16 protein-coding genes are annotated in these 18,887 nt (G+C 37.3%); 11 read left to right on the forward strand and 5 right to left on the reverse strand.

Features of this window, described 5'->3' with window-relative positions:
- The first annotated feature begins 106 nt into the window (after window positions 1–106).
- A complete protein-coding gene (locus tag ACN6NE_RS21405; protein ID WP_129708511.1) occupies window positions 107–1,210 on the forward strand; it encodes a glycosyltransferase family 2 protein in 1,104 nt (367 codons plus the stop codon).
- Window positions 1,153–1,671: a glycosyl-4,4'-diaponeurosporenoate acyltransferase CrtO family protein gene (locus ACN6NE_RS21410; protein ID WP_474327134.1), complete on the forward strand. Its 519-nt coding sequence runs from the start codon at window positions 1,153–1,155 to the stop codon at window positions 1,669–1,671. The genes ACN6NE_RS21405 and ACN6NE_RS21410 overlap by 58 nt, the downstream gene beginning before the upstream one ends.
- On the opposite strand, the gene ACN6NE_RS21415 is transcribed toward ACN6NE_RS21410, so the two are convergent.
- Entirely contained in the window at window positions 1,668–2,120 is a 453-nt protein-coding gene (locus tag ACN6NE_RS21415; RefSeq protein ID WP_013056728.1) for a hypothetical protein, read from the reverse strand. The genes ACN6NE_RS21410 and ACN6NE_RS21415 overlap by 4 nt on opposite strands.
- 669 nt (window positions 2,121–2,789) lie before the next feature.
- Between ACN6NE_RS21415 and ltaS the strand changes: the two genes are divergently transcribed.
- The 3 genes from ltaS (at window position 2,790) to ACN6NE_RS21430 (ending at window position 6,707) form a co-directional block, all read left to right on the forward strand.
- Window positions 2,790–4,727 (forward strand): lipoteichoic acid synthase, encoded by a 1,938-nt coding sequence (ltaS, locus tag ACN6NE_RS21420; RefSeq protein ID WP_013056729.1) that lies wholly within the window; start codon window positions 2,790–2,792, stop codon window positions 4,725–4,727.
- A 165-nt stretch (window positions 4,728–4,892) separates the two neighbouring features.
- Complete coding sequence (locus tag ACN6NE_RS21425; protein WP_474327137.1) at window positions 4,893–5,537, forward strand: 5-bromo-4-chloroindolyl phosphate hydrolysis family protein; 645 nt, start codon at window positions 4,893–4,895, stop codon at window positions 5,535–5,537.
- A 24-nt stretch (window positions 5,538–5,561) separates the two neighbouring features.
- A complete protein-coding gene (locus tag ACN6NE_RS21430; RefSeq protein WP_129708517.1) occupies window positions 5,562–6,707 on the forward strand; it encodes a toxic anion resistance protein in 1,146 nt (381 codons plus the stop codon).
- 46 nt (window positions 6,708–6,753) lie between these two features.
- Here the strand turns inward: ACN6NE_RS21430 and ACN6NE_RS21435 are convergent, their stop codons facing one another.
- A complete protein-coding gene (locus tag ACN6NE_RS21435) occupies window positions 6,754–7,329 on the reverse strand; it encodes a hypothetical protein (RefSeq protein WP_474327140.1) in 576 nt (191 codons plus the stop codon).
- Window positions 7,330–7,350: 21 nt separating this feature from the next.
- Window positions 7,351–7,860 carry a hypothetical protein gene (locus tag ACN6NE_RS21440; RefSeq protein WP_474327142.1) on the reverse strand — a complete coding sequence of 170 codons (510 nt, stop codon included), beginning with the start codon at window positions 7,858–7,860 and terminating at the stop codon, window positions 7,351–7,353.
- Between the two features lie 139 nt (window positions 7,861–7,999).
- Between ACN6NE_RS21440 and ACN6NE_RS21445 the strand changes: the two genes are divergently transcribed.
- Window positions 8,000–8,143 (forward strand): hypothetical protein, encoded by a 144-nt coding sequence (locus tag ACN6NE_RS21445; protein WP_165351731.1) that lies wholly within the window; start codon window positions 8,000–8,002, stop codon window positions 8,141–8,143.
- Window positions 8,144–8,911 carry a polysaccharide deacetylase family protein gene (locus tag ACN6NE_RS21450; RefSeq protein ID WP_129708526.1) on the forward strand — a complete coding sequence of 256 codons (768 nt, stop codon included), beginning with the start codon at window positions 8,144–8,146 and terminating at the stop codon, window positions 8,909–8,911. It abuts the gene before it with no gap.
- 39 nt (window positions 8,912–8,950) lie between these two features.
- On the opposite strand, the gene ACN6NE_RS21455 is transcribed toward ACN6NE_RS21450, so the two are convergent.
- Entirely contained in the window at window positions 8,951–10,429 is a 1,479-nt protein-coding gene (locus ACN6NE_RS21455) for a potassium/proton antiporter (RefSeq protein WP_474327144.1), read from the reverse strand.
- Window positions 10,430–10,594: 165 nt separating this feature from the next.
- Window positions 10,595–11,971 carry a M28 family peptidase gene (locus ACN6NE_RS21460; RefSeq protein WP_129708529.1) on the reverse strand — a complete coding sequence of 459 codons (1,377 nt, stop codon included), beginning with the start codon at window positions 11,969–11,971 and terminating at the stop codon, window positions 10,595–10,597.
- A 325-nt stretch (window positions 11,972–12,296) separates the two neighbouring features.
- On the opposite strand from ACN6NE_RS21460, the gene ACN6NE_RS21465 reads away from it, so the two are divergent.
- The 4 genes from ACN6NE_RS21465 (at window position 12,297) to pulA (ending at window position 18,763) form a co-directional block, all read left to right on the forward strand.
- Window positions 12,297–13,580: an ATP-binding protein gene (locus ACN6NE_RS21465; protein WP_474327147.1), complete on the forward strand. Its 1,284-nt coding sequence runs from the start codon at window positions 12,297–12,299 to the stop codon at window positions 13,578–13,580.
- Between the two features lie 104 nt (window positions 13,581–13,684).
- Window positions 13,685–14,053: a hypothetical protein gene (locus ACN6NE_RS21470; protein WP_013082877.1), complete on the forward strand. Its 369-nt coding sequence runs from the start codon at window positions 13,685–13,687 to the stop codon at window positions 14,051–14,053.
- A 253-nt stretch (window positions 14,054–14,306) separates the two neighbouring features.
- Window positions 14,307–15,701 carry an L-cystine transporter gene (locus ACN6NE_RS21475; protein ID WP_474327149.1) on the forward strand — a complete coding sequence of 465 codons (1,395 nt, stop codon included), beginning with the start codon at window positions 14,307–14,309 and terminating at the stop codon, window positions 15,699–15,701.
- A gap of 149 nt (window positions 15,702–15,850) precedes the next feature.
- Window positions 15,851–18,763 (forward strand): type I pullulanase, encoded by a 2,913-nt coding sequence (gene pulA, locus ACN6NE_RS21480; protein ID WP_474327151.1) that lies wholly within the window; start codon window positions 15,851–15,853, stop codon window positions 18,761–18,763.
- Window positions 18,764–18,887 lie beyond the last annotated feature (124 nt).

Consider the following 18,887-nt stretch of genomic DNA (forward strand, 5'->3'; position numbering starts at 1 on the left):
TGTCAACAATGTGTATAAAATGACTTCACGCAAAATAAAAATAGGTCTACAACTTTTTATTTTGTCCAGTTCGCTCAATTTCATACGTGAAGGAAAGGAGAAAGGGATGTCTTTTTTACTGGTTGCTCTCGTCTTGACAGGTACGCTTGTCATCACTATCCCTACATTTAAACGTGTAAAAATAGTAAGAAACGATATGTCATGTTTGTCCATTATCATTCCAGCTAGAAATGAAGAAAGAAACCTTACCTTTTTATTGCAGTCACTCCAGTTACAGAACGCTGACTTTGAAGTGATCGTTGTAGATGACAACTCAACAGATAATACTGAGAGGGTAGCCAAAGCATTTGGCGTAAAAGTAGTGCACCCGGGAGCACTTCCAGCTGGGTGGCTAGGAAAGTCATGGGCATGCTGGAATGGAGCAAGAGAAGCAAAAGGCTCGGTGCTTTTGTTTTTAGATGCTGATATTACAGTAGAGAAAGACGGAATTGAAAAAGTATTTTTCTACTATCAACAGCAAGGGGGTGTGCTGTCGGTTCATCCTTATCATCTTGTTAAGAGGCCTTATGAAATGTTTTCTGCTTTATTTCACTATGTTACGTTTGCATCGATTGGCGCTTTTCACCCCTTTAAAAATTGGAAAAGTCCTTCTGTCGGTTTCGGGCAGTGCTTGCTTTGCAGCGCAGCCTCCTACTTTCAAAGCGGAGGCCACGAAGGGATAAAAAAAGAAGTGGTTGAAAATATGGCGCTGGTTGAAAAAATGAACAAACAAGGTGAATTTATTACGTGTATGAGTGGACAGGGAGCTCTTTCCATGCGCATGTATCCAAATGGTATGAAAAGCCTTATAAGAGGGTGGAGTAAAAGTTTTGCTTCAGGTGCGGGGAAAACGGAAGCCATTTATTTATTTCTAGTAAGTTTATGGCTTACTAGCATGATTAATTATGTCCTTTTTTTACCTACTCTATGGAATCAACATGCAGGCTTGGCAATTAGCAGTTATGTTTGCTATGTAAGTCTCTTATTTAATAGCTTAAGAAAAATAGGTTCATTTACTTTTTTTTCTTTGTGCTTATTTCCTATTCATGTGCTGTTTTTTCTGGGTCTATTCGTATGGTCTTTCATCCAAACAGCGGTGAGAAAGCAAGTTAAATGGAAAGAACGCAGCATATCTATAAAAGAAGAAAAAAAGAAGAAAGTGATAAAATGACAGGTGCTCAGCTCTTAATTAATATCATGGCATGGTTTGTGATTCACATGTTCATCGCCTACAGATGCACAAAAATTTCTGCCTTTTATTTAAAAAGGGACCTTGCGCTGTTTAAGGTTCAAAGCTGGGAAACAGTTGGGATATATAAAAAATTCGGGGTACACCGATGGAAAACGTGGCTTCCTGATGCAGGAAAGCTATTTAAACGAGGATTTTATAAAAAGAAATGGGAGAGTAGAACGAAGGAATATGCACAGCTTTTTTTAATTGAAACAAATCGAGCAGAGTTAACTCACTGGATCAGCATACTTCCTTCTATTCTTTTTTTTATATGGAACTCTCCTTCTATAGGTGTTTGGATGGTTATTTATGCGATTGTTGCAAACGTACCGTTTATTTTGGTTCAAAGATATAATCGAATACGGATCCATCAAGTCGTTTTGAAACTCAAACGAAATTAATTCACGTGCCTTTGGCTCCGAGTAGGGGCCTCGGTTTTTATTTTTTTCTCTTTATTCGAAGACAATAACTTCTTGGATAAAAGGAAAAAAGAAGCAAAGGCGATATAAATACTAAAAAAGACTAAAAACCCCCATAAACCTGCTATGGCATCATCAAATTCCATATTGCCTCGAGTGGTAATTCCTTGCTGAATTTCAATGGCAAAAACTAAGACAAGCATAACGGTAAGGGTATAGATAAAAGAAATAGCTGTAATACTAAATTTCCATTTTGACAATAATTTAAAGATCATATAAACGCTTAAAAACGTGAGCAGTCCAATAATGCCAATAATCCAGAAGTGAAGTTCTTTATCTGAAAGAGAAAATCCTAGTAAATAAAAAATATAAATTAATCCGTCGTGCAATACATTAATAATATTTGTAATGAAAACAATACATTCTTTCATTTTTTCTCCTTTATAAAAATGTAAGACGTTTAAACTTCTAGGTATACAAGCATACATAGCCCGTACTCATTCCAATTTTATATAAAAAATGCACTTTCTAGATCAGACGTTAAAGGGATCTGAAATTTCAAATAATATTTATAATTTATATTATAAACAAAAAGGTAAAAAAATAAAAATTTTCGATGCAAACTGACACATTTTTTTCATATTTAAAGAAAGAAATAACTCAAAATATGTGGTTTACTGTAGAAAGAAAAGAAAATAAGAGGTATTGATATAACAAATATTCACAAGTGCTTTTATGCATTCTCTTGTAAAGTAGAAGGAAAACTAAGGCAAGTGTTAAATTTATATGTATAGCGGACAAAATAAAAAATAAATATAAAATAGTGAAACCTAAAGAGAAGCTGTCCGTATTAAATAGTAAGAAGAAAAAAGCGGAGGATATATTTGTGTTCGAAAGCCGATAGAGCTGGGAATAAGAAAGTAGTTATTTTCTCACGTTTGGTGAAAATTATACGTAGCGGTGTTGACAATTTTTTTAAAAGAGTTAAAATGTGAAAGAACAGATTAGCTCTCTTACATTTTTTGTAAGGGAGATTTCTTTTTACATTTACTATAAATATAAAAGTGAGCTTAAATTTCAATAGAGACAGAGGTGGGAATATGAAACAGCTCATGACAAACGGTAAAAATATTTTTTCGAAACAGCTGCCGTTATTTCTAATTGCAGTTTTGTTGTTTTGGATTAAAACGTATACCGTTTATCGTATCGAATTTAACTTAGGGCTAGATAATTTTATGCAAAAGTTCTTACTTTTCATAAACCCAATTGGTTCGGCAATTTTCTTTTTTGCCATTGCACTACTATTTAAAGGGCGCGGAAAAGTACGAGCACTGCTTGGAATGAATTTTTTACTTTCATTCATCCTGTACGCAAATGTAGTATACTATCGCTTCTTTAATGATTTTATTACTGTTCCTGTATTGACTCAGTCAAACAACTTTGGTCAATTAGGCGGCAGTGCTATGGCTTTAATTAGCCCAACTGATATTTTATACTTCACAGATTTCTTTATTCTTTTAGTTTTAGTACTATGGAAAAAAGTTGACTTACCAGCAACAATTAGTCGACGTACTGTGACAGGTGTATTTTTATCAGGGATTTTATTCTTAAGTGCCAACATCGCACTAGCGGAAATGGATCGTCCTCAACTATTAACAAGAACATTTGACCGCAACTATTTAGTAAAATATTTAGGAACGTATAACTATACGATTTATGACATCATCCAGAGCTCGAAATCTTCAGCACAGCGCGCGCTAGCAGATAGCAGTGATGTGGCTGAGGTAGAGAACTATGCAAAAGCAACATATGCTGAGCCGAACAAAGAATATTTCGGTCAAGCAAAAGGCAAAAACGTCATCTATATTTCATTAGAGTCACTTCAGTCATTTATGATTGGTTATAAGTTAAATGGTGAAGAAGTAACGCCATTCTTAAATTCACTATTAAAAGATCAGAACACAATGTATTTCGATAACTTCTTCCATCAAACAGGGCAAGGTAAAACGTCAGATGCTGAATTCATGATGGAGAACTCATTATTCGGCTTACCTCAAGGTTCTGTATTTACAACAAAAGCAAATAACACCTATCAGTCGCTATCTGGTATTCTAGATCAGCAAGGCTATACAACATCTGTGTTCCACGGAAATGGAAAATCGTTCTGGAACCGTGATGAAATGTATAAATCAATGGGTGTAGAAAAATTCTTTGATTCAGCTTATTACAATATGTCAGACGAAGATACGCTGAACTATGGTTTAAAAGATAAACCATTCTTTAAAGAGTCAATGCCGTACCTAAAAGGCTTAAAGCAGCCATTTAGCGCGAAGTTCATTACGTTATCAAACCACTTCCCTTATCCGCTAGATAAGGAAGACCAAACGATTGGACCTCACAATACGGGAGATAAGTCAGTTGACCAATACTTCCAAACGGCTCGTTATTTAGATGAATCAATCAAGCAATTCTTTGAGGATTTACAGGCCTCTGGTTTAGCAGACAATACGATGGTCGTGATGTACGGTGACCACTACGGTATTTCTGAAAACCATAAGCGTGCAATGGGCAAAGTAATGGGTAAAAACATCAATGATTTTGAACAAGCTCAACTGCAGCGCGTACCATTATTTATTACTTCACCAGGCCTTAAAGGCGGCGTAAATCATACGTATGGCGGAGACGTAGATGTTCGTCCAACAGTGATGCATTTATTAGGTCTTGATACAAAAGACTATATTGACTTTGGTACAGACTTATTATCAAAAGAACATCAGCAAGTTGTACCTTTCCGTAACGGTGACTTTGTTACACCTAAGGTAACAAAAGTTGATCAGAAAGTGTATGACAACGCAACGGGCAAGCAGCTTTCAGATAAGGAAGCGAAACAGTATGATAAGTATGATGAACTAGTTAAGAAAAAGCTAGAACTATCAGATAAACTTGTTTACGGAGATTTACTCCGCTTTCATACACCAGAAGGGTTCAAACCAATTGAACGTTCGAAGTATGATTACAACAAGCGCGAAGATCAATAAAAAACAGGCAGCTTTTAATAGCTGCCTGTTTTTTGTTTTATGAAACCTTTAAAGGTTTTATCCGTATATAAATTATAACAGTAATCGTTTTAAGAGACGGGAAGGAAATGGTATAATATGTATACGTTTAAAAGTTCGGTCACATTTGAGATAGGAGTGAAAGCGATGAAAGTCGTTCGAATCATAAAAAAGATTCTTGCCATTTGGGTAACAGGAGCAGTAGCCGTTCCGGTCAGTTATTTTGGATTTAGTACTACGATGATTCAATCCTTTGGCATTAGTATAGGAGTAATGGTCGTGATGAGCCTGTTTTTTATTATGAGCAGTGCTCGACGTCATTATCAAAATCCGTATAGAGAAGAAATTGCATACGTTCGTCATCAAGTAAAAGAGGCAAAAAAGCAATTAAGAACCATTGGAAGCTATCGTTTTAAAATTCGGTCTGTTCATATGTGGACAGAACTCTCTAAACTATACAAAGTAGGTAAAAGCATCATTGAAATGGTAGAAAAAGAGCCCGCACGATATAAAGATGTTCAGCCCTTTTTTACGAACTACTTACAATCAACGGTTACCGTCATTGAAAGGTATATGTTTTTATTATCAAAACCAACGAAAAGCATAGAAGTAAAAGAAAGTCTTCATGAAGCGGAAGACATGCTGCGCGGGTTATCAGGGAAGTATGAGCATTTATTAACAAGTGCTCTTTCACAAGATAAGCTGACGTTAGATGTAGAGCTTAAAGTGCTAAAACAAGCATTTGAAGAGGAGCAGCCGTATATACCGACAGCTACTAATCGCACAAAGTAACGTAAATGCAAAGGATGGGATTTTATGATGAAAGAATATAATCAAAATCAATCGTTAGATGCGCTGCTTGATGATCCTTTTGCGTCGCCTACCCCGCAGGTACAATCGGACCCTCGCGCTGCAAAAAGAAACACATACGATGATTTGACACCGGAATATCAGGAAAAAGCACAGAAAATCGCAAATCAAATTGATTATAAAAATCAGCAGGCTATCTTACAGTACGGGGTAGCAGCTCAGTCAGAACTATCTCAGTTTTCTCAATCTGTACTACAGCATGTTCAAACGAAAGATACGGGACCAGTAGGAGACGTTATAGGAGACTTAATGAGTAAGATTCGCCAAGTGAATCCCGATGATTTTTCTGCAAAGAAAAAAGGAGTCATCGGTCGATTATTTTCAGGAGTCTCTAGGCCTATTCAAAATTTATTAACAAAATATCAAAGCATTAATGTTGAAATTGATAAAATTGCAGATAAGTTAGAGCGCTCAAAACAAATGCTGTATCGAGACATTACGATGCTAGATAGCTTATATGATAAAAATAAACAGTTTTACGAGGCGCTTAACGTCTACATTGCAGCGGCAGAATACAAGTTAGTGGCGCTGCAGAATGAAACGCTGCCCCAGCTTCAGCAAACAGCATCTCAAAAAAATGACTACTTGATGGCTCAGGAGGTCAATGATTTAAATCAATTTATCAATAGGCTAGAAAAACGAGTGCATGATTTAAAACTGAGCCGTCAAATTGCCATTCAAAGTGCACCGCAGATTCGATTAATTCAAGAAGTCAATCAGACCCTTGTTGAAAAAATTCAAAGCTCTATTTTAACAGCTATTCCACTTTGGAAAAATCAAGTAGTAATCGCAACCACTTTATTACGCCAAAAGAAAGCAATGGAAGCCCAAAAGCAAGTATCTAAGACAACAAACGACTTGCTTACTAAAAATTCAGAGCTGCTCAAGCAGAATACGATTGAAGTAGCTCGTGAAAACGAGGCGGGGATTGTCGATATCGAAACATTGAAAAAAACGCAGTCCGATTTGATTACCACGTTAGAAGAAGTGCTAAAGATACAAGAAGAAGGACGTACGAAGCGTACCGAGGCAGAATCAGAGCTGTATCAAATGGAAAAAGATTTAAAAACTAAACTATTAGATATGAAATAAAGAAAAAGTCGGTTTACACACTTTGTAAACCGACTTTTTCTATGTTTTATGCATTTTGAAGCGTTCTCGCCATTTCTAAAAACGGAGTTAAATCTCTTTCGGATTTAGGAGCAAAGATCGTTAACCGGAAAGTAGGGTGTTGATTTTGCTTTCGAACGAGAAAACCGTATGCGTTACTTTTATCATCTGATGCTTTGTACGCAGCTTCTATCTCTAAGTTATGGTGGATGAGGTGCGTATCAAGGGAAGCCACTTCTGAAAAGCTAGCTCTTAAAATTTCTTTTGTTTCTTTATTGAGCTCCTCTACACTTTTATTTGAGGGAAACACTTCAATTCGCATCCACAAAGCATCATTTTTTTTGTTGTAAATGACATCTTTTCGGGGCTCTTCCTCTGTAAACTCGTATCCTTCTAGTACGTAAAGCGTATAGTTTTGATTGATGCTTCTTTTAAGATAACCCACATCTGTTCTACTGCTTCCTTTGTAAGGATAGGTGAATTCTTGCTGTGGCAAGCGTTCTTTTGGAATTTCTTCCTGTGTGTTAATAAGCTCTTCACGAAAAGCAGTTGAGCAGCCACTCATCAAACATATAAAGCAAACAAGAAATATCTTTTTTTTCATAGCTGGCTTCCTTATCTATTTTCATTCATGCGTTTTTACTGAGTTAACAATTGAAATTAATTTTTTTTCATCATCAGAATTTTTAGCTGTAACCATCGTGATTTTTAAAGGAGGGTGCCCCTTTGTTTCTCTTAATACATATAGCTTTGCCGTTTCTTTTTTACTCCCGGATATAGATGCAAATACAACGGGTTGAATAAATAGGGATGTAGAAGAAATTTTTAACGATTTTCCAAACTGGTCATCAAACAATTCTTTTGAACGATCTAGATATGATTTGCTTGTACTTTCTTTCCCGGAAAGGACTTCAATTCGCATCCACGTATAGGGAGTCTTGGTTGAAAAAAGAATATCTTTTCCATCCTCTTCTTTTTGAAGCGCATATTCATTGGGCAATGAAAGAGAATATCCTTGTTCGCTTACGGTGAGCTGCTGATGTTTTTCATTGCTTTCACTGACTGCTTTAACAGAAGGCAGTATAAATATGGTTGCGCTTATCATTAACAGAAGCGCTAAATAAAATTTTCGCATGTATATATCTCCTATTCAAAACGCTAGACAGCGTGTAGTTACTATATAAAAATGTTTTCGCCATGTTAGAACCCGCAGGTTTATTTTTGGCTTTTTGGTAAAGCTAAAAACACAATTAATTAGTAATGGAGAGAAGACTATGAAAAACCGTAAATCAACTTCTGCAGCTAATCGCCGTCAACAGCGCGTGTGTTTGGGTGATGAACGATTATTTGCAGTTGGTATTAAAGCGTTTATTGACAATACGTATGAATCACACCTAGACAAAAAAGGAGGTCATTGAGTGAAATGGTGCTTGTCAATTATCATTATTGTTTCCATTAATTTCTATGGTATTCAGGCGGACGCTGCAAAGAAGAGCAGATTTTATTATGAAAAAAAAGGAGATATCGTGTGGGAAGTTCCCATGAAAGATGAGAAGTTGATTGCGCTTACATTTGATGATGGACCAGATCCTAAATATACGCCGACCATTTTAAATTTATTGCAAAAGTACGGTGCCAAAGCAACTTTTTTTGTAGTCGGCGATCGAATAACTTCGTTTCCCAAGCTTGCTCAAAGAGAAGTTCGCGAAGGTCATGAACTTGCTAATCATACATATAGCCATTTGAAAGTAAGGGGCCAGGAAGTAGAGAGAATTGAACAAGAAATTGAAAAAGCGGATGAACGTATACAAGCTATTACAGGAATAAAACCTTATCTGTTTCGTCCACCTACTGGCTATTATGACGATCGCGTAGTAAAAGCTGCTAAAAATCAGCAGTATACTATTATTCTTTGGTCTTGGCATCAAGATACATTTGATTGGAGAAATCCAGGCGTATGTAAAATTGTAAGTCAAGTGCTTAACCATGCCAGGTCAGGAGATATTGTATTGTTTCATGATACTGGAGGAGATCGAACCCAAACCATTGAAGCATTAAAACAAATTTTACCGAAGTTAAAGGAAGAGGGGTATAAATTTGTAACGGTCTCAGAACTTTTAAAACATCACCCTAATTATAAATCTCTTTATTTGATGCAACAGCAAAAACAGCACTCCGTTCAATAATCGGGTGCTGTTTTTCTAGTAAAGGCTTTAGCCAATTTTTTAACTGGTTTTTCCTTCTCTTTCGTCTCCATCAGACGTATTTTTTTGGAAAAATGCTTTTACTTTATCCCGTTTTTTCTTCGAAATAAGAATATATAATGTATCACCTGCAAAAATTTGTGTATTTCCTCTAGGGGTAAGTAGTTTATCATCTCGAATAACAGCAGTCACTAAAATGTCTTCAGGGAGGTGAAGTTCTTCAAGCGATTTTCCTGATATATCTGCATGTTCCACGAGCTTCAACTCAATCATTTCATTTTTGGTTTTGCCCATCGAAACAAGCTCGAGACTGTGAGGAACCGTCTCTTTTTCACCTTGAGAAAGGTTTAGAAATTTGGCTAAAGGAGCGATTGTTGCTCCTTGAAGAAGAGCGGAAGTTAAGACAACAAAGAAAACGACGTTAAAAATGAGCGTGCTGTTCTCCAAACCTGCCATCATAGGATAAGTAGCTAATACAATTGGAACAGCTCCTTTTAAACCGGCCCAAGAAATAAACAGTTTTTCTTTGGATGAGTATTTAGCAAACATCATCGAAAGAAATACGCCGAGTGGACGAGCGACAAACATAAGTAAAAGAGATAACAGTATACCCTGCCAAATGATATCTAGCAGTTGATTAGGAAAGACAAGAAGGCCGAGTAAAATAAACATTAAAATTTGCATCATCCATGCAAAACCTTCGTTAAAGCGGACAATTGTGTGACGATAAGTTAGATCTGCATTTCCTACTACCACTGCCATTACATATACAGCAAGTAGACCGCTTGCTTCTACAAATGTGGAAATTCCATAGGGTAAGGCGGCCAATGACAATGTAAGCACAGGGTAAAGACCTGAAGAATCCAAATTAATTCGATTAATAATCCAAACGGATGCTTTTCCAAGTACTAAACCAAGTACCAGCCCGATTCCCATTTGCCAAAAGAAATTAAGGATTAATGAGAGGATAGGAGAGTCCGGATGTTGAATTAATTCAATAATAGAAACGGTTAAGAAGATGGCCATCGGATCATTGGAACCAGATTCTGCTTCTAGCGTGGAGTTTAATTTTTGGCGGATATTCTGTGTCCCTAGTACAGAGAACACGGCTGCAGCATCTGTAGAACCAACGATTGCCCCAAATAAAAAGCCTTCAAGCCAAGTAACACCTAAAATATATTTGGCAAGTACACCCGTTAAAACTGTCGTAATGAGGACTCCGAAAGTAGCTAATGAAACGGAAGGGCGAACAACGCGTTTAACATCTTTCCATTTGGTCTGCACACCCCCATCAAAAAGAATAATGATAAGTGCTAATATTCCGAATCCTTGTGTTAAAAGAGCATTGTCAAAGTAGATGTAGTGGCTAACAACCATTCCTACAATAATAAAGAGTACGAGCGAAGGGACTCCAAGGCGAGTAGAGAACTTTGCAGTAAGTACCCCTATGACAAGGAGAATAGATAATAAAAGAATTGAATGGTCTACCGTAAAATCCAAAAAATACACCTCTTTTGTTCGAAATTTTTATGTAAGCAATAAGTGAGGTTCCTCTATAATAATTGTAGCATAATGGATTTAAAACCTTGAGAAATCTGCTTATCAAAAAAAGAGATGCATAAACATCTCTTTTTTTAATCATGTATGAATAACAGGGATAGATTCTTATTTAACATCTTGCTCGTGATAAAGATGAGGAGCTTTAAATGTTGCTTTCTTTTTAACTGAAGAACCTTGTTGGTCGGGACGGGAACGATCGTAAATAGCTGTTCCAACAATCTCAGCCACATCTTGAAGTTTTTCTTTGCTTATTTTATCAAGGGTATCTTCAGGCGTATGATACCAAGGTTCAGATGGACTGTGAATAAATAGAGCAGCCGGTATTCCTGCCTCTGCAAAAGGAACGTGATCACTGCGGCCGCCAGCTTGGAATGGCGTAGGTGATCCATTTAATCTTGTACTTGAAGCTTGAGCTAATTCTGTGACAAGATTTGGTGTTCCATCAGCTGTATTCATCACCAAATCTCCCGCATCTCGACTTCCTACCATGTCTAAATTAAACATTCCAACAATACGATTTTTCTCATCTTCAGATAGCTCACTAACATAATGCTCGGATCCTAGTAAGCCTACTTCTTCAGCTCCGAATGTAACAAATCGCAGTTCTGTATCAGTAGGAAGAGTTTTAAATATGCGAGCTAATTCAAGAACCATTGCTGTTCCAGAAGCATCGTCGTTTGCCCCAGGCGCTCCAGCCACAGAATCATGATGAGCACCTACTACAATAATATCATTTGTTCCTTTTTTCTTAAAAGTAGAAGATTTAGTAGCGGTTACATTATAAGATGTTCGCTCACTTACGACAGCTCCTTCAATTTTTACTGTACCTAAAGGCTTTTCGCCTTTTTGAATAGAAGTAAGAATCTTTTCACCTTCTTCTTTGGTAACAGCAAGAGACGGAATGTAGTTATCATTAGCGCCGCCAAGCGTTCCGTTTAGCTCACCGTCTGTATTATTAAAAATAATGACGGCTGCAGCCCCTTTTTCAGCAGCATTTAATACTTTTTCACCAAAAGTAATAGTGCCTCGCTGAACTAATACAATTTTACCTGTCACATCTTTGTTTGCTAAATTATCTTTTGTACCCAGCCCTCCATCTACAATTTCAGCTGTGACATTTCCATTGGTGCTATAAGTAAAAGTTGTTGGAGAGTAGCTGGTACCGTTTACGCTTAGTGAAAAACTAGCTGCTGGTGTGTAACCGGTAAAGGTAAAAGGCTCTACTGCGCTCTCATAACCTAGTTTAGACAAACGCTTTTGAACAAATGTAGCAGCTTCGCGTTCAGCTTCAGTTCCTGCCACGCGAGGTTTTTTTGATAGATACGCAATGTCTTGATAAATTTTCTCAGCATTGACTTTTTTTAATACTTTTTGTTCAGAACTTTGATTGTGAGAAGCATTTGCAGAAGTAGAAGCTTGTACACTTGTAAAAGATAAAGTCAAACTTGTTGCTACAGCCAAAGAAATCACGGTTTTTTTCATTAAAATCCCCCTAAATTTATCGATGTAGTTGGTACTACTCGAATTTACAATATTAAGAAAATGCAAAAAAGAGTATTATTACCTAAATGTTCCAGGATATTCCGTATCTAAATTCCTATTTTGATAGAGAAAATAATTCAAATAAAATGAAAATGCGGAAACAAATAAAGAGGATAAAAGAAACTGTGTCAAAAGTAATAAAAAAAGGTATTAGATAAGAATAAAAAAATAAGGTAAACTAGTTTAAAAGTAAGAAGAATGTTCAGAACTTAATTGATGAGACATAGAGAGTATTCACGTAAAAAACAAAGGCTGGTGGGAAATATTGATAAAAAATAGGGAGGGTGTACGAAAAGCAGCGGCGGTAGCGGGTCTTCTGCTTGTAGGGGTGTACATCGTCTTTCAAACAATGGCATTTTTTAAAGGGGCATATGCTCTTAGCAGTTTGATAAAAGATAGTTTACTAGTGGGCGTAACGGCTGGCACGTTTTATTTACTTCATAAGCGTTCGGTTCATACCCAGGTGTCTGATGAACAGTATCAGCTTGCTACATTAATAAATTCAATGCCAGATTTTATTTGTTTTAAAGATGGAGCTGGCAAATGGGTGGCGGTGAATGATTTTGGAAAAGAACTTTATCATTTAAAGGGTATTGATTACAGGGGTAAAACCGATGCAGAACTCGGGGAGCTTGTGCCTTTCTTTCAAGCCGCTTTCTTACACTGTATTTCATCGGATGAAGAAGCTTGGAGAAAAAAGGGAAAGGTACGCACGGAAGAAGCATTTGAAATACCAAACGGCGAGGTCAAAACATTTGATGTTATTAAAGTACCTGTGTTTTTTGATGATGGCTCAAGAAAAGCTCTTATCACGATTGGACGAGATATCACTCAGCAAAAGCTTGCAGAAGCGCTTCTGATAAAAAAGGAAAAGCTTTCTGTAGTAGGCGAATTAGCTGCTGGAATTGCTCATGAAATTAGAAATCCGCTTACGAGTATTAAAGGGTTTGTTCAGCTCATGAAAGAAACAGACCGATCCGCAATAGGGTATGCTAACATCATGCTTGATGAGCTGGAACGAATTAATGGTATTGTCAGTGAAATGCTCCTTTTGTCAAAACCTGAAAGTGAACATTTTCGCGTGTTTTCTCTCACAGAAGCGGTTAAGTATGTAATGAGTTTAACTTCCCATGAAGCTTTATTGAAAAACATTGACTTCTTATACGATGAACAAACAAATAACGCTAGTGTGTATGGAAATAAAAATCACCTTATTCAAGTATTACTTAATGTTTTTAAAAACGCAATTGAAGCCATGGATAGGACTGGAAATATTTACATTACAATCAAAACAGCGCCGGATAACCATATTTTTATAGAAGTTAGAGATGAAGGAGTAGGAATTTCTAAAGACCGTCTAGAACATATAGGAGAACCATTTTTTACTTTAAAAGAAAAAGGAATGGGGCTTGGATTAACAATCAGCTCCAAAATTATTCATGATCATCACGGTACCCTGCAGATTGAGAGTGAACAGAACAAAGGGACGATTGTTAAAATCCGACTGCCTCTGTATGTCGAAGATACGGCGGTTTTTGCAAGCAAATGAAATGTTGTAAACGAAAAGTAATGAAAACGTCATCCATTTCTTATTGCTAAACGCAGCCGTACATGATGTAATAAAAGAAACGAACATGTCAGGAAGGTAGCAAAATGAGACGTGCAGATCAAAAAATTATATTACCGTATACACCGGAAAATTTAAGAATGCTATTGCTTCAAGTATGTGACGGAGAAAATCCGTTTTCCCATCAGGACCTTACGTATTGGTGTGATAAATATACTCTCCATTATTATGAGTATGAAGCGGATGAAACGCAGTGGATGAATGATATGCAGCAGACAGATAATAGGCAAGATCTAGCTAAATCCTATGCCATTGCTAAAGATATTGGCTGGCAGTGGTACTTTTATATGGCTAGAGGGACGACGCTATCTGATATTCAATATGTCGAGCTTCACGAACTAGAATTACCCAGACATTTGTTTGTAAAATGGCTAAATGAATTATATGAAATGTAATCCTATATATGAATTGTAGTACATCCGGTGTGATGAAAGAAAGACCATCTCTGGTAACGGAGCAAAAGACCACTGAAGTACATACAAGCGTAAAATAGAAAGCTAAGGAAAAACCTTAGCTTTTTTGTTTTGTCAAAATTATTCAAAAAAACTGTCTTCAGGAAAAAATATAAAACCTAGTTGACTTATTGGTATTGTTATATTATAAGTAATAGAGACATAATTTATGGAAAAAATTACAGGGGGAACATCTATGAATTACTTATTAGTCATTCTAAACATCCTCATTATGATCGCATTGCTTGCGGGGCTGTTTATGATGCAGAAAAAACATGTAGCATTTTCAAAGCGTGTGTTTACAGCGCTTGGACTAGGGATTATTTTTGGCTTTGCTCTTCAGTGGGTGTATGGTCCGACTCATGAAGTAACGATGACGACCGCCGATTGGTTTAGCATTGTAGGAAGCGGATATGTTAAGTTTCTCCAAATGATTGTTATGCCGCTTGTATTTGTATCGATTGTAGCGGCATTCACTCGTTTAAAATTGACGAGCAATATTGGAAAGATTAGTAGTTTAATTATTGGGATTTTGCTTGTCACAACAGCGATAGCAGCTGCAATTGGTATTTTTACAACAACGAGCTTTAATTTAGAATCTGTCCAAATCACAAAAGGGGAAGCGGAACTTCAGCGCGGAGAGGACTTAGAAAACAATTTATCTAGTTTAGAAGCAAAAACAATCCCGCAGCAAGTAGTAGAATTATTACCTGCTAACCCGTTTCTTGATTTAACAGGCGCACGTTCAACTTCCACGATTGGCGTTGTCATCTTTGCGGCATTTGTTGGAATTGCGTATTTAGGCGTGAAGCGTAAAAAGGCTGAGGAAGCGGCGTTATTTTCAAAAATTATTGATACGCTTTATGCAATTGTAATGCGTGTAGTGACGCTAATTCTTCGTTTAACTCCTTATGGGGTACTCGCAATTATGACCAAAACAGTAGCAACGAGTGATATTGATGCAATTGTTAAACTTGGAAAATTTGTTGTAGCATCCTATGTCGCATTGGCAGCTATGTTTATTGTTCACTTAGTTATTCTAACAATCATCGGTGTAAATCCGATCACATATGTTAAGAAAGTATTTCCGGTATTGGCTTTTGCCTTTACTTCCCGTACAAGTGCTGGAGCATTACCTTTGAATGTTAATACACAAACAAGGCAGTTAGGGGTTCCAGAAGGAATTGCGAATTTCGCAGGTTCATTTGGTCTTACAATTGGTCAAAACGGATGCGCTGGAATATATCCAGCTATGTTAGCCGTTATGATTGCACCAACGGTAGGTATTGATCCCTTAACGCCTTCATTTATTTTCACGTTGATTGCCATTGTAGCAATTAGTTCGTTTGGCGTAGCAGGCGTTGGCGGAGGAGCGACATTTGCGGCTTTACTTGTATTATCTTCTATGAATTTGCCCGTAGCGCTAGCAGGCTTATTAATTTCAGTAGAGCCATTGATTGATATGGGACGTACGGCGCTTAATGTAAGTGGAAGCATGACAGCCGGAGTCGTCACTAGTAAATTAACAAAAGAGCTAGATACAAACGTATACAACGATCAAACCATCTCACCTGAAACAGCAGAAGTGTAAAAGAGATACGTCATCCATAGTTAACATTGTTAACTATGGATTTATTTTCTTTATCCACATAAAATAGGAAAAAATACTTATGATAACGCTTTCAAAAAAAGGTTATAGTGAAAAATGTGTACGTACTTTATTTTACGGGAGGGTTTTAATTGAAACGTAGTTGGACTAAATATGCAATGGTACTGACGGCTTTGCTCTTACTAGTAAGCTCTTTTTTTAGCCCATTTATGCAATCGTTTGCATCTGCAGCAGACGCAACAAAAATCACGATTCACTATCAGCCTGCTCCAAATGATACAAAGGAATGGGGATTATGGGTTTTTCCTGAAGGAGGAGAAGGGAAGCCTTACGCGTTTACAGGGGAAGATCAATTTGGAAAAGTAGCGGAAGTTGAATTACCCGGTACTTACGACAAAGTAGGTTTTATAGTTCGAACAGAGTCGTGGGAAAAAGATGGAGGAGACCGCTTCGTTTCAGTGGAGAACGGTGAAGGAGAAGTATGGGTGAAAAGTGGAGATGAACATACATATACGTCTCCTCCTGACGGTGAATACCGAGATTTACCGAAGTTTGATAAAGTAAACGTTACCTTAAATTATCATCGGTACGACGGAGATTACAGCGGGTGGAACATTTGGACATGGCCAGGTGATGAAAAAGAAGGCAAGCAAATCGAATTTACGGAAGACACGAATTTTGGGAAGAGAGCGACTTACGCCATTAACAGTGGAAGTGGTAATTTATTTGACAAAATTGGTTTTATTGTACGCCATTCTACTAGTGACAACGATTGGGAAAATAAAGACGGAGGAGACCGCTTTATTACCAAGGTTGGTAAAGATGGGAATGTAGAAGTATGGATTGTTCAAGGACAAAATCGAATTTATTATGATAGAGCAGGAGTAGATATCACTCGGAAAATCACGAAAGCGACGATGGATACATTTAATCAAATCACCTTAGAAACAAACGTGCCGTTTGACTCTTCTAAGACCTTAGGAGACATTGAAATTGACGGAGCTCAAATTGAGAAAGTGACACCTTATAAAGAGGGAGGAGAGGCTGTTACTACTAAAGTTAAAATCATAACCAAACAGCCTCTGGACGTTGCAAAAACGTATAGAGTTAAGCAAAAAGGATACGGCTCAGCTGAGGTAGTCAATGGAAATGTCGTTCGCACGAAAGAATTTGACGAAAAGTATGCATATAGCGGAAACGATTTAGGAAACACGTATTCTAAGAAACAAACAAATTTTCGCGTATGGGCTCCAACCGCAAGCGAAGCCAAGCTAGTGACTTATTCGTCATGGAACTCCAAAGCTATAAAAGAAATTTCTATGACCAAAAGTGAAAAAGGAACGTGGAAAGCGGAGTTAAAAGGAAATCAAGATGAACTAATTTATACGTACAAAGTAAAAATTGGGAACAGCTGGAACGAAGCGGTTGATCCATATGTACGAGCAACAACGGTGAATGGAGATCGCGGAGTTGTCGTAGATTTGGCTAAGACAAATCCGCGAAAGTGGAGTACAAATAAGCCGAAATTTAAAAATCCAGAAGATGCGATTATCTATGAACTGCACGTACGAGATTTATCGTCTCAAAAAGAGAGCGGTATCAAAAATAAAGGGAAATATTTAGGCGTAGCGGAGTGGAATACGCAAGGACCAAATGGAGTAAAAACAGGACTCAGTCATATTAAAGACTTAGGTGTAACGCATGTTCAATTCCTGCCTATTTACGATTATCGCACGGTGGATGAAACGAAATTAAACGAGCCGCAGTTTAACTGGGGATACGATCCAAAAAATTATAACGTTCCAGAAGGTTCCTATTCAACAAACCCATATAATCCTAAGACTAGAATTATTGAGCTTAAACACATGATTCAAACGCTTCATGACAAGCAGCTTCGTATGGTAATGGACGTTGTCTATAATCATGTGTATGCAGTGAGTGAGCATAGCTTTGATAAACTAGTTCCAGGCTACTACTTCCGTTATAAAGAAGATGGAACTCTATCCAACGGAACAGGTGTTGGAAACGACACGGCTTCTGAACGGAAAATGGTTCGGAAGTTTATTGTAGATTCTGTTGCGTATTGGGCAAATGAGTACCACATTGACGGGTTTCGATTTGATTTAATGGGGATTCACGATACAAAGACAATGAATGAAGTGAGAAAGAAGTTAGATGAAATTGACCCTTCTATTATCGTACTAGGAGAAGGCTGGGATCTAGAAACCGAGCTTGATGCTAAGCTAAAAGCTAATCAGAAAAACGCTCAAGATATGAAGCGCATCGCTCACTTTAATGACGGTATGCGAGATGGTCTTAAAGGCAGCGTATTTTTTGAGCGTGACAACGGATTTGTTAATGGAAAACAGGGACAAGAAAAACTCATACAGCAAAGTATAGCAGCTGGAATTGATTATGATCGTTCAACTGCCACATATGAAGATCCAGATCAAGTTGTGACGTATGTAGAAGCACATGATAACCATACGTTATGGGATAAGCTTCAGCTGACGAACCCTGCTGACACCGAGCAAACGAAAAAGCAAATGCATAAGCTTGCTTCTTCTATTATTTTAACATCTCAAGGAATGAACTTTATACATGCAGGTCAAGAGTTTATGAGAACAAAAGGCGGAGATCATAATAGCTATCAGTCACCCGATTCTGTCAATCAGCTAGATTGGAAGCGCCGAGCAGCTTTCAGACAAGAAGTAGATTACATGAAGGGACTTACTGCGCTTCGAAAGCAATATTCCTCATTTAGAATAACGAGTGCACAGGCTATTCATCAAAATTTACGCTTTGTTGATGCACCAGCAAACGTAGTAGGTTATACGTTAAATGCTAAAGCCAATAAAGATAAAGCAAACGAAATAATGGTGATTCATAATGCAAATAAACAAGCTCAAACGGTTCATCTACCTTCTAACAGAACGTGGAGATTACTTGTTGACGGCGAGCAGGCAGGAACAAAAACGCTCCGTACGGTGAAAGGAAATACAGTAAACATTTCGCCTCTTTCGACATTTGTACTAGTAAGATAAGTTTTAGATAACTAGAATATATGTAGAAAAATTCAGAATATTGTATGCAAAATTGTTGATTTTACTAGATAACATGGTAAAATATTCATTGTTAGCGTTCTCAAAATTCGTGGGGAGGTATGTA

It is taken from the genome of Priestia sp. 53B2 (genome assembly GCF_056099005.1).

What these genes read in the sequence shown, in the direction of transcription:
- ACN6NE_RS21405 (WP_129708511.1), top strand. Translation starts at nt 107, where the DNA reads ATGTCTTTTTTACTGGTTGCTCTCGTCTTGACAGGTACGCTTGTCATC.
- ACN6NE_RS21410 (WP_474327134.1), top strand. Translation starts at nt 1,153, where the DNA reads ATGGAAAGAACGCAGCATATCTATAAAAGAAGAAAAAAAGAAGAAAGT.
- ACN6NE_RS21415 (WP_013056728.1), bottom strand. Translation starts at nt 2,120, where the DNA reads ATGAAAGAATGTATTGTTTTCATTACAAATATTATTAATGTATTGCAC.
- ltaS (WP_013056729.1), top strand. Translation starts at nt 2,790, where the DNA reads ATGAAACAGCTCATGACAAACGGTAAAAATATTTTTTCGAAACAGCTG.
- ACN6NE_RS21425 (WP_474327137.1), top strand. Translation starts at nt 4,893, where the DNA reads ATGAAAGTCGTTCGAATCATAAAAAAGATTCTTGCCATTTGGGTAACA.
- ACN6NE_RS21430 (WP_129708517.1), top strand. Translation starts at nt 5,562, where the DNA reads ATGATGAAAGAATATAATCAAAATCAATCGTTAGATGCGCTGCTTGAT.
- ACN6NE_RS21435 (WP_474327140.1), bottom strand. Translation starts at nt 7,329, where the DNA reads ATGAAAAAAAAGATATTTCTTGTTTGCTTTATATGTTTGATGAGTGGC.
- ACN6NE_RS21440 (WP_474327142.1), bottom strand. Translation starts at nt 7,860, where the DNA reads ATGCGAAAATTTTATTTAGCGCTTCTGTTAATGATAAGCGCAACCATA.
- ACN6NE_RS21445 (WP_165351731.1), top strand. Translation starts at nt 8,000, where the DNA reads ATGAAAAACCGTAAATCAACTTCTGCAGCTAATCGCCGTCAACAGCGC.
- ACN6NE_RS21460 (WP_129708529.1), bottom strand. Translation starts at nt 11,971, where the DNA reads ATGAAAAAAACCGTGATTTCTTTGGCTGTAGCAACAAGTTTGACTTTA.
- ACN6NE_RS21470 (WP_013082877.1), top strand. Translation starts at nt 13,685, where the DNA reads ATGAGACGTGCAGATCAAAAAATTATATTACCGTATACACCGGAAAAT.
- ACN6NE_RS21475 (WP_474327149.1), top strand. Translation starts at nt 14,307, where the DNA reads ATGAATTACTTATTAGTCATTCTAAACATCCTCATTATGATCGCATTG.